The following is an 11392-nucleotide window of genomic DNA, read 5'->3' on the forward strand; positions in this document are numbered from 1 at the left end:
GAATGCGCGAGTTCGCGCACCTGCATCATCGCTCGAGACTGGTTACGGAACGTGTTCTGCCCTGCACAGCAACCGCGCGCCGGTCAGACTGCCTGCGGGTTCGCCAGCACGCCCTCGAACACGGCCTCGGCGGCGCCGATGAGGAGACGGTGCTCGGCCAGGGCGGCGGGCAGGATCTGCAGATCCTCGCCGCACGCGGGCATCGCCTGCGCGCGCACGGCCTGAAGCAGCGCCCCGACGTCGAGGTCCGCGAGCACCGCGAGGAACCCGCCCAGCACGATGGCCGACGGGTTCAGGACGTTGACCGCGTTCGCGAGAGCGGTGGCGAGGATGCGGCGCTGCCGGTCGACCTCTCCCGCGACCGACGGGGTGTCGGCGTGAGCCGCAAGGGCGTCGGCGAGCTCACGGTCGTCGCCGCGGGCCAGTCCCACGACCGACAGCAGGCGCGCGCGGCTGACCTCGTCCTCGAGGACGCCGTCGCGGGCGCGGCGGTCGGCGAGGGTCGCGATGCCGGGCCGGTTCTGCCCGAACTCCCCGGCGTAGCCGCCGGCGCCGGCCACCGGCATCCCGTTCACGATGATCCCGCCGCCGATGCCGCTCGCGCCGCCGTTGAGGTACACCGCGTGGTCGATGCCGCGGGCCGCCCCGAACAGATGCTCGGCGATGGTGCCGAGCGTCGCATCGTTGCCGAGGACGACGGGGATGCCGGTGGCCGCCGCGACGAGGTCCCGGAGCGGCACGTCGACCCAGCCCAGGTGGGGTGCGTCGCGGACGAGGCCGTCCTCGATGCGGACGAGCCCCGGGACCGCGAGGCCGACGCCCAGGATGCGGGAGCCCGCGAGCTCGGCGGAGCGCCACGCGGAGATCTGCTCGGCGATCAGCTCCGCGGTCCGTTCGGGGGTGAGGAGGTGGTCCTGCGGCAGGACGACGACGGCGCGGATGTCGCGGTCGAGGCCGACGGCGGCGATCTCGAGCGCATCGACCTCGGGGTTCACGGCGATAGCGACGACGGCGGGGTCGACGGCGACGACGGGAGAGGGGCGTCCCACGCGGTGCGAGGGGTCGGGAGCGCGTTCGGCGACGAGGCCGAAGGATGCGAGCGTGCCGACGAGGTCGGCGACGGTCGAGCGGTTGAGTCCGGTCGACTCGGTGAGGGCGGCGCGCGACTGCGGGCCCTCGCGGTGCACGATGCGGAGGATGCTGGCCAGGTTCGCTCGCCGCACGGATTCGACGGTTCGCCCCTGATCGGTCACGGACCCCACCATAGCCACCGGGAGGGGTTTGTCGTGGCGGCGCGCCTGGTATACGTTGCTGGCAACAACATTTTGTCCGGCTCGCGAAGGAGCGTCATGGTCACCCCCACCCCCGCAGACAAGTTCAGCTTCGGCCTGTGGACCGTCGGCTACAACGGCACCGACCCGTTCGGCGGCTCCACCCGTCACCCGCTCGACGTCGTCCACGCGGTCGAGAAGCTCGCCGAGCTCGGCGCGTACGGTCTCACCTTCCACGACGACGATCTGTTCGCCTTCGGGTCGAGCGACGCCGATCGTCAGCGCGAGATCGACCGCCTGAAGGACGCGCTCGAGGCGACCGGCATGATCATCCCGATGGTCACGACCAACCTCTTCAGCGCCCCCGTCTTCAAGGACGGCGGCTTCACCGCGAACGACCGCGACGTGCGGCGGTTCGCCCTGCGCAAGGTCTTCCGCCAGCTCGACCTCGGTGCCGAGCTCGGCGCCAAGACCTTCGTCATGTGGGGCGGCCGCGAGGGCGCCGAGTACGACTCCGCCAAGGACGTCCGCCAGGCGCTCGAGCGCTACCGCGAGGCCGTCAACCTGCTCGGCGATTACGTCACCGACAAGGGCTACGACATCCGCTTCGCGATCGAGCCGAAGCCGAACGAGCCCCGCGGCGACATCCTGCTGCCGACGCTCGGCCACGCGATCGCGTTCATCGACTCGCTCGAGCGCTCGGAGCTGTTCGGCGTGAACCCCGAGGTCGGCCACGAGCAGATGGCGGGCCTCAACTTCACCGCCGGCATCGCCCAGGCGCTGTACCACGGCAAGCTCTTCCACATCGATCTCAACGGCCAGCGCGGCATCAAGTACGACCAGGACCTCGTGTTCGGTCACGGCGACCTGCACAACGCGTTCTCGCTCGTCGACCTGCTCGAGAACGGCGGTCCCGGCGGCGTCCCGGCGTACGACGGCCCGCGTCACTTCGACTACAAGCCGAGCCGCACCGAGGACGAGACCGGCGTCTGGGAATCCGCCGCCGCGAACATGCGCACCTACCTCCTCCTCAAGGAGCGCGCGCAGGCGTTCCGCGCCGACCCCGAGGTGCAGGAGGCGCTCGCCGCGGCAAAGGTCGACGACCTCTCCACCCCGACGCTGAACCCCGGCGAGAGCTACGACGACTTCCTCGCCGACCGCTCCGCGTACGAGGACTTCGACCCGAGCGTCTACCTCGGCGGCAAGGGCGCCGGGTTCGTCCGCCTGCAGCAGCTGGCGACCGAGCACCTGCTGGGCGCGCGCTGACGTGACGCTCGTCATGGGCGTCGACTCCTCGACGCAGTCCTGCAAGGTCGTCATCGTCGAGGCCGCGACCGGAGCGATCGTCCGCTCCGGTCGCGCGTCGCACCCCGACGGCACGTCGGTCGATCCCGAGGCCTGGTGGTCGGCCCTGCAGGGCGCGATCACGGATGCCGGGGGTCTCGACGACGTCGAGGCGTGGTCGATCGGGGGCCAGCAGCACGGCATGGTCGCGCTCGACGCCTCGGGCGCCGTGGTGCGCGACGCGCTGCTGTGGAACGACACGCGGTCGGGGCCGGCGGCATCCGATCTCACGATCGAGTTCGGCGCCGAGGAACTCGCGCAGCGCACGGGACTCGTTCCGGTCGCGTCGTTCACGATCACCAAGCTGCGGTGGCTGCGGGACGCGGAGCCCGGCAACGCCGCCCGGGTCGCCGCGGTCGCGCTGCCGCACGACTGGCTGACGTGGCGGCTGCGCGGATTCGGGCCGGAGCGCCCGGACCTCGACGAGCTCGTCACCGACCGCTCCGACGCGTCGGGCACCGGCTACTGGGACCCCGCGTCGGGCGAGTACGACCGCGAGCTGCTCGCGGCTGCCCTCGGCCACGACGCGATCCTGCCGCGCGTACTCGGCCCCCTCGAGTGGGTGACGGATGCCGCCGGTCGCCGCGTGGGGCCCGGTGCGGGCGACAACGCGGGGGCCGCCCTCGGGGTCGGCGCGACGGCGGGCGACGTCGTCGTGTCGATCGGCACGTCGGGCACGGTCTTCGCCGTCAGCGACACCCGGACGATCGATCCGACCGGCACGGCCGCGGGATTCGCGGACGCGACGGGACGGTTCCTGCCGCTCGTCGCGACCCTGAACGCCGCCCGCGTCCTGGATGCAACCGCACGCCTGCTCGGCGTCGACCACGACGGTCTCACCGAGCTCGCCGCGGCGGCCGAACCCGGCGCCGGCGGCGTCGTGCTCGTGCCGTGGTTCGAGGGGGAGCGCACGCCCAACCTGCCTACCGCGCGCGCCTCGATCGACGGGCTCTCGCTGGTCAACACGACGCGGGAGAACCTCGCCCGCGCCGCGATCGAGGGCATGCTCGCGGGTCTCGCGACCGGCCTCGACGCGATCCGGGGTCTCGGGGTCACCGCCGAGCGCGTGCTGCTCGTCGGCGGTGCGGCGCGGAACGCGGCGGTCGCCGCGGTCGCCGCGCAGGTGTTCGACGTGCCCGTGGCGGTCCCCGCTCCCGGGGAGTACGTCGCGCAGGGCGCGGCGCGTCAGGCGGCGGCGGTGCTGGCCGGTGCGTGGCCGGCTTGGGCCGTCGCGATGGACCGGGAGGCGGCATCCGACCCCCGCCCGGAGGTTCGCGAGCGCTACGACACGGTCGCCGCACGGCGAGCTGAGGAGGCCCGATGACCCGTCGCGCGCTCATCGTCCGCGGCGGGTGGGACGGACACCACCCGATCGCCGCGACGGACATGTTCGTCCCGTTCCTCGAGCAGAACGGCTTCGAGGTCGCCATCGAGGAGTCGAACGACGTCTACGCCGACGCCGAGCGGATGTCGGAGGTCGACCTCATCGTGCAGGCGGTGACCATGTCGTCGATCTCGGACGATGCCCTCCGCGGTCTGCGAGCGGCGGTCGAGGCGGGGGCGGGACTGGCCGGGTGGCACGGCGGCATCGCGGATTCGTACCGGAACAGCTCCGACTACCTGCAGCTCGTCGGGGGTCAATTCGCGACCCATCCCGGGCGCCACCCCGAGGACAGACCGGGAGACGAGCGCGACAACTACCTCGACTACACGGTCCAGATCACGGGTCTTGGGCGCGACCACGAGATCACGGCCGGCATCGAGGACTTCACGCTGCACACCGAGCAGTACTGGGTGCTCCACGACGACCTCATCGACGTCCTCGCGACCACGACGCACCCCACGCAGGAGTACCACCCGTGGCACCGGCCGATCGTGAGTCCCGCGGTCTGGACCCGGCTGTGGGGCGAGGGGCGCGTCTTCGTCGCGACGCCGGGCCATACACCCGAGGTCCTCGCCGATCCGAACATCCGCACCATCGTCGAAAGGGGACTGCTGTGGGCAGCCCGCACGCCGTAGGGATCGTCGGTCTCGGCGTCATCTCGAGTCAGTACCTCGACCTGTTCGCGCAGAGCTCGTCGATCCGGGTCGCCGCGGTCGCCGACCTGCGGCCCGATCGCACGGCGGAGGTCGCCGCCGGCATCCCCGGCGCGCGAGCGCTGACGGTCGACGAACTCATGGCCGACCCCGAGGTGCAGACCGTCGTCAACCTCACCGTGCCCGCCGCGCACGCGCAGGTCGCGCACGCCGCGATCGCCGCAGGAAAATCGGTCCACGGCGAGAAGCCGCTCGCGCTGAGCGTCGCAGAAGGGCAGGCGGTGATGGATGCCGCGACCGCTGCCGGCGTGCACGTCTCGGCCGCGCCCGACACGGTGCTCGGCACCGGCATCCAGACCGCCCGTCGCCTCATCGACGACGGGGCGATCGGGCGGCCGGTCGCGGCCAGCGCGACGTGGGTGTCGCCGGGTCACGAGCTGTGGCATCCCGCTCCCGGTTTCTACTACGCACCCGGCGGGGGACCGCTGTTCGACATGGGGCCGTACTACCTGACGAGCCTCGTCCACCTGTTGGGACCGGTCGTCGCCGTCACCGGGGCCGCCCGCCGGGCCCGCGCCGAGCGCACCATCGCGACGGGACCGCGTGCCGGCGAGCGGATCCAGGTCGAGGTCGACACGCACGTGAGCGGGCTGCTCGAGCACGCGGGCGGGGCGGTGTCGACCGTCGTCACGAGCTTCGACGCCGTGAGGACCGCGGCCCCGCCGATCGAGGTGCACGGCGAGCGGGGCTCGCTGTCGGTGCCCGATCCGAACATGTTCGACGGCGAGGTCCGCCTCGCGGCGCTCGGCGAGGACGACTGGCGGCCGGTTCCGGCCTCGGCAGGCTACGAGAGTTCCGGCCGGGGGATCGGTCTGATCGACGCGGTCTCGTCCGGAGGAGCCGGCCGAGCCGGCGGCGCGGTCGCGCTCCATGTCCTCGACGTCATGGAGAGCCTCCTGCGCTCCTCCGCCGAGGGGCGACGTCTCGAGATCGGCACGACGGTGGAGCGGCCGTCCCTGGTCCCGCTCACCGCTGCTGCGGACTGGACGCGCCTCGGCGACTGATCCGCCCTGCCCTCGCGAACGCCGCCCCGCCGACAGGCCGGGGCGGCGTTCGCGTGTGACCGGAACGGATGTTTGACGGGTCCGCCCCCGCGCGTTATCTTCATATCGAAGCGGTTCGACGCCCGTCGCGGAAGCGCTTCGATCACGAAGGAGTGAGATGACCCGGCACACGCGTGAGCGCCTCGAACGGCGCGGCCGATGACACAGCAAGCGATCGTCACCGAGGTCGCGGCCACCACGATCGAAGAGAAGACGCCTCCGCGCGCGGAACGCCGGGTCTCCAAGAACCGCCGCTCGTTCCGGATGTTCCTGTGCATCGTCCCGTTCCTGGTGCTCGTCTTCCTCTTCTCCTACTTCCCGCTCTACGGCTGGATCTACTCGCTGTACGACTACCGCCCGGCGCTCGGGCTCGCCGGCAGCGACTTCGTCGGGCTGCAGTGGTTCCAGCTCCTCGTGAGCTCGCCGACGCAGGTCGCGCAGGTCGGGCAGGTCCTCGCCAACACGCTGGCGATCAGCTTCCTCGGCATCGCCACCTCGGTCCTGCCGCTGGCGTTCGCGATCTTCCTCAACGAGATCCGGGCGCCCTGGTTCCGCAACGCCGTCCAGACGCTGACGACCCTCCCGAACTTCATCTCGTGGGTGCTCGTCTACATGATCGCCTTCTCGCTCTTCTCGAGCTCGGGGCTCGTCAACGGCGTGCTGAGCGATGCGGGCCTCATCACGACGCCGGTGAAGTTCCTCGACACCGATCAGAACGTCTGGCTCACGATGACCCTGTGGTCGGTCTGGAAGGGGCTCGGCTGGGGCGCGATCATCTACCTCGCGGCGATCGCCGGCATCGACCAGTCACTGTACGAGTCGGCCGAGATCGACGGCGCGGGGCGCTTCCAGAAGATGTGGTACATCACGGTGCCGCAGCTCATGCCGACCTACCTCGTGCTCCTGCTCCTGTCGATCGCGAACCTGCTCAACAACGGCATGGAGCAGTACTTCGTCTTCCAGAACGCCTTCAACAAGGAGTACATCCAGGTCCTCGACCTGTACGTCTACAACATCGGCATGACGGGGAACAACCTGTCCATGGCGACGGCGATCGGCATGCTCAAGAGCCTCATCTCCGTCATCCTCCTGTTCACCGTCAACGGCATCGCCAAGCGCGTCCGCGGCGAATCCATCGTCTGAGGCAGGAGCCCGCACATGGTCACCACGACTCCCACCCGCCGCCGCGCCGTGCGGCGCGACGCCGATCTGTCAGGCCGCGTCGTCTTCACGATCGTCAACTACTCGGTGTTCCTGGCGCTCGCCTTCGTCTGCGCCTACCCGTTCTACTACCTGATCATCAACTCGATCAGCTCGAACGACCTCGCCGCGCTCGGCCAGGTCCGGTGGCTGCCCACCGGCATCCACCTCTCCAACTACGAGCAGGTCTTCCAGCTCGGCGGGCTCACGCAGGCCGCGATCGTCTCGGTCGGCCGCACGGTCCTCGGCACGGTCGCAGCCGTCCTCGCCTCGGCCTTCCTCGGGTTCATGTTCACCCAGAGTCGGATGTGGGGGCGCCGGTTCTGGTACCGCTTCGTCATCATCACGATGTACTTCAGCGCAGGCCTCATCCCGGTGTTCATCATCATCCGGAACCTCGGGCTGACGAACAACTTCTGGGTCTACGTGCTGCCGTTCGTCGTGCAGCCGTTCTTCATCATCCTCGTGAAGACCTACGTCGAGGCGATGCCCAGCGAACTGCAGGAAGCCGCCGAGATGGACGGCGCGAACATCCTGCAGATCTTCTTCCGGGTGTACCTGCCCAACATGACGCCGATCCTCGCGACCGTGGCCATCTTCTCGGCCGTCGCGCAGTGGAACAGCTTCCAGGACACCCTCATCTACATCACCGATCAGAGCCTCTACACCCTGCAGTACCTGCTCTACATGTTCATCAACCAGGCCAACAGCCTGGCTCAGGCCATGCAGAACGGCGGCAACATCAGCTCGATCGTCGACGCGGCCACGAGTCAGACGCCGACCTCGATCCGGATGACGATCTCGGTCATCGTCATCCTGCCCATCATCTTCGTCTACCCGCTGTTCCAGCGCTTCTTCGTCAAGGGCATCATGCTCGGCGCGGTCAAGGGCTGAACCCGACCATCACGATCACACCACCGAGAGGAAAGCAATGAAGCTATCACGCAAGGCCATCGGCGCCGTCGCCGCTCTGGCGACGGTCGGGCTGCTGAGCGCCTGCACCGGCCCGGCCCCCACCGAGAAACGCGAGGAGATCACCGCGTTCCCGACCTCGTGGGACGAGCCCATCACGATCGACGTCTTCGACGGCCTCGCCAACTACATGGGGATGCAGGAGGGGTGGTTCGGCGACCTCGTCGAGAAGAAGTTCAACATGAAGCTGAACATCATCGCCCCCAACGTCGCCGGCGGCGGTGACACCCTCTTCAACACGCGCGTCACAGCGGGCGATCTCGGCGACCTCATCATCACCGACAAGGGTCAGCGCCTCGAGGAGCTCCGCGAGGGCGGTCTGCTCCTCGATTCGGCGAGCTTCTACCCGGCCATGAAGAACGTCGGCCGCTTCGACGCCGCCGTCGACAAGATCAACGAGGGCGCCGACGGCACGTACGCCTTCCCGTCGCAGGTCTCCTCCCTGAAGCCCACCGAGCCCTCCGAGGGCCTGGACCCGACCTTCGGCCCGTACCTGCGCTGGGACCTCTACAAAGAGGCCGGCTACCCCGAGATCGGCACGCTCGAGGACCTCCTCCCGGTGCTGAAGAAGATGCAGGATGCCGAGCCCACCGCCCCCAACGGGCAGAAGACCTACGCGGTCTCGCTGTTCAAGGACTGGGACGGCAACATGCTGAACAACGCCAAGCAGCCCACCACCTACTTCGGCTTCGACGAGGTCGGCTTCGCGCTCGCCAAGGGTGACGGCTCCGAGTTCGAGGGCATCCTCGACGAGGACGGGCAGTACGTCCGCGCGCTGCGCTTCTTCCACGAGGCGAACGAGCTCGGCATCCTCGACCCCGACTCGACGACGCAGAACTACGACACCCTGTGGAACAAGTACCAGAACGGGCAGGTGCTCTTCTCGTTCTGGCCGTGGCTCGGACAGGCCGCGTACAACACCGACAAGAACGTCGACGAGGGCCGGGGCTTCATGATGGCCCCGATGGACGACATGACCGTCTTCTCGTACGGCGCCGAGGCGTACGGCGGCAAGCAGGTGTTCGCGATCGGCGCCAAGGCCGAGGACCCCGAGCGCATCGCGGCGTTCGTCGACTGGCTCTTCTCGCCCGAGGGCGCGCTCGCCAACAACAGCCAGACGCAGGGCGCCGCCGGCCCCGAGGGTCTGACGTGGGAGCTCAACGCCGACAAGGAGCCCGCGCTCACCGAGCTCGGTCACAAGATCTTCTTCGAGGGTGACGGCGAGGTTCCGGCCGAGTGGGGTGGCGGCAGCTACATCGACGGCGCATCGCAGCTGAACATCAGCGCCGTGCTGCCGATCGACACCGATCCGAACACCGGCTTCCCGTACAGCTACAAGATGTGGCCGAGCTACCAGGCGGAGACGAGCAACCCGCTCACCGACGACTGGACCGCGAAGATGGGCGCTCCGACGACGATGGACTACCTCCGGGACAACGACCAGCTCATGGTCGGCGCCGGCGCGAGCTTCACCGCACCGACCGACTCCTCCGAGATCGAGACGCTCCGCAACCAGGTCAAGGCGACCATCGTCCAGACCTCGTGGCAGATGGTCTTCGCGGAGAGCGATGCGCAGTTCGACTCGCTGCTGGCCTCGATGCAGGAGACCGCGAAGGGCCTGGGCTACGACAAGGTCCTCGAGGTCGACATGGCCAACGCCGAATCGCAGGATGCCGCCCGCAAGGCGGTCGCGGCGGAGTTCGGCGACTGAGCGCAGCCCCGCACGTAGGAAGGGCCCCGTCGGTGATCCGGCGGGGCCCTTCCCGTTGCGTCTCAGGCGACGGTGCCGGAGCGGCGGCGGTAGATGCTCCGGAAGAGGAAGGCGCAACCGTAGGCCCCGACCGAGAAGCCGATCGTCGCGACCAGGAACATCGTGGGTGGGAAGACGATAACGAGGCACACGACCGTCACGGGGATCACGAGGAGCGCGAGAGTGCGCAGCGGTTCCGCAGCGGGTAGGAGCAGGGCGTTCTTCAGCGTCTGCCGGAACGGTGCCCGGTAAGCGGCGACGAGCCCCATCGCGTGGATGAAGGCCGCGACGGCGTAGGCGGCTCCGGCGAAGGCGAGGGCGGCGAGACCCGTGAGAAGCGGCTCGGGCGCCGACAGCCAGAACACGCCGCTGAACGCGAGCGCGACGCTCGCCGTCAGCAGGATGAGGCTGAGTCCGGTCGCGGGCAGGAAGTTCCGCGCCAGGGCGGGGAGGAAGTCGCGCAGCGGCCGACCCCCCTCCTCGTCGGCGTAGCGTCGCGTGACCTCCAGGAGCGCACTCGTCGATGCTCCGATCGTCACGATCGGTACGCAGCACAGGAGGAAGAGGATGTTGAGGGCGACGAACTCGAGGAACGACGACAGACCTTGGACGGCGCGATTCTCGGGGTCGATCTTCATGTCTCAGACCGTCGCCCGTTCCGTCGGTGCGAGCGCGAATCGAGGCGCGAGGAGCTCAGGGCCGAGCGGCCGCTCGCCGCGGATCGCGGCGAGGAGGGTGCGGGCGCCGGCCGCGCCGAGCTCTTCGGCGGGGAGATCGATGACGTCCGAGACCCCCGGCACGTGCAGCGCCAGTTCGGCGGGGCTCAGGGCGACGATCTCGACGAGTCCGGCGGAGGCGGAACCCATGAGCCGCGCCGCGACGAACGGCAGCGCCGCCTCGTTGTGCACGAACAACGCCGTCGTCTCCGGAGACTCCGCGAGCACGGCGTCGACGACCTCGGTCGCACCGGGCCCCGCGGGGCAGGGGAGGACGGTCGCCGTGAGCCCCACCTCGCGGCTGCGGGCGAGGAACCCGCGTGTCAGGCGGTCCGAGTACGACGTGTGCCGCGCCTGCACCTGCGGCGGAGCGCCGAGGAGGGTGACGGTGCGGTGGCCGCGTTCAGCGAGACGCTCGGCAGCGAGGCGGCCGGCGGCCTCGAAGTCGAAATCGACGCAGATGAGCTGGTCGGCTGCGTCGGGAAGGCCGATGAGGACGCTCGGGATGCTGAGGTCGGCGAGCGAACCGACGCGCGGATCGCTCGTCTCGACGTCGAGGATCAGCACACCGTCGACCATGCCCGCCCGTGCGGCGCGTTCGACTCCGGCGGCGTCGTCGCTCGTGAGCAGCAAAATGTCGTGGTGGTGCAGACGCGCCTCTTTGAGGGCTCCCGCGACGACCTGCATGACGACGTGGACGTCGACGCCGGCGCGGATGGGCGCTTGGAGCCCCAAGATGCTCGTCGACCGTGACGCGAGCGAACGGGCGCTGGCCTGCGGGCTGTAGGAGAGGTCGGCCATCGCCTGCTCGACGCGGTCGCGCGTCTCCTGCGAGATGGTGCGTTTGCCGCTCATCACGTAGGACACCGTCGAGATCGAGACCCCCGCGGCCTGAGCCACGTCGGCGATCGTGGTCATGGACCCTCCTTCTCCAGCGATGTCGACCTCGACACCGCGGATGGATCGAGCGTATCGGCTGGTCTGACGCCTCGAACGCTG

10 protein-coding genes are annotated in these 11392 nt (G+C 69.5%); 7 read left to right on the forward strand and 3 right to left on the reverse strand.

All coding sequences use genetic code 11. From position 1 onward, the window contains the following. Positions 1-83: 83 nt before the first annotated feature. The gene (locus ABCU91_RS04515; RefSeq protein WP_413355375.1) at positions 84-1262 is read right to left on the reverse strand and encodes an ROK family protein; all 1179 of its coding nucleotides are present in this window, start codon (positions 1260-1262) and stop codon (positions 84-86) included. Positions 1263-1349: 87 nt separating this feature from the next. Here ABCU91_RS04515 and xylA point away from each other — a divergent pair, with 87 nt between their 5' ends. From xylA to ABCU91_RS04550, 7 genes are all read left to right on the forward strand, one after another. Next, a complete protein-coding gene (gene xylA / locus ABCU91_RS04520; protein WP_413354961.1) occupies positions 1350-2537 on the forward strand; it encodes a xylose isomerase in 1188 nt (395 codons plus the stop codon). Position 2538: 1 nt separating this feature from the next. After that, complete coding sequence (locus ABCU91_RS04525) at positions 2539-3939, forward strand: FGGY family carbohydrate kinase (protein WP_413354962.1); 1401 nt, start codon at positions 2539-2541, stop codon at positions 3937-3939. Then, positions 3936-4634, forward strand: a complete 699-nt coding sequence (locus ABCU91_RS04530) for a ThuA domain-containing protein (protein WP_406922763.1) — start codon at positions 3936-3938, stop codon at positions 4632-4634. The genes ABCU91_RS04525 and ABCU91_RS04530 overlap by 4 nt, the downstream gene beginning before the upstream one ends. Then, positions 4613-5716, forward strand: a complete 1104-nt coding sequence (locus ABCU91_RS04535) for a Gfo/Idh/MocA family protein (protein WP_406922762.1) — start codon at positions 4613-4615, stop codon at positions 5714-5716. The genes ABCU91_RS04530 and ABCU91_RS04535 overlap by 22 nt, the downstream gene beginning before the upstream one ends. Before the next feature lie 198 nt (positions 5717-5914). After that, positions 5915-6898, forward strand: coding sequence for an ABC transporter permease (locus ABCU91_RS04540; RefSeq protein ID WP_091359131.1), 984 nt, complete (start codon positions 5915-5917; stop codon positions 6896-6898). A gap of 15 nt (positions 6899-6913) precedes the next feature. Next, positions 6914-7849, forward strand: coding sequence for a carbohydrate ABC transporter permease (locus ABCU91_RS04545; RefSeq protein WP_413354963.1), 936 nt, complete (start codon positions 6914-6916; stop codon positions 7847-7849). A 37-nt stretch (positions 7850-7886) separates the two neighbouring features. Beyond that, a complete protein-coding gene (locus ABCU91_RS04550) occupies positions 7887-9638 on the forward strand; it encodes an extracellular solute-binding protein (RefSeq protein WP_413354964.1) in 1752 nt (583 codons plus the stop codon). 62 nt (positions 9639-9700) lie between these two features. Here ABCU91_RS04550 and ABCU91_RS04555 read toward each other — a convergent pair whose 3' ends face one another. Continuing rightward, the gene (locus ABCU91_RS04555) at positions 9701-10315 is read right to left on the reverse strand and encodes a YesL family protein (RefSeq protein ID WP_413354965.1); all 615 of its coding nucleotides are present in this window, start codon (positions 10313-10315) and stop codon (positions 9701-9703) included. A 3-nt stretch (positions 10316-10318) separates the two neighbouring features. Continuing rightward, positions 10319-11311 (reverse strand): LacI family DNA-binding transcriptional regulator, encoded by a 993-nt coding sequence (locus ABCU91_RS04560; protein WP_413354966.1) that lies wholly within the window; start codon positions 11309-11311, stop codon positions 10319-10321. Positions 11312-11392: the final 81 nt, after the last annotated feature.

It is taken from the genome of Microbacterium phoenicis (assembly GCF_047302325.1).
GTDB lineage: Bacteria > Actinomycetota > Actinomycetes > Actinomycetales > Microbacteriaceae > Microbacterium.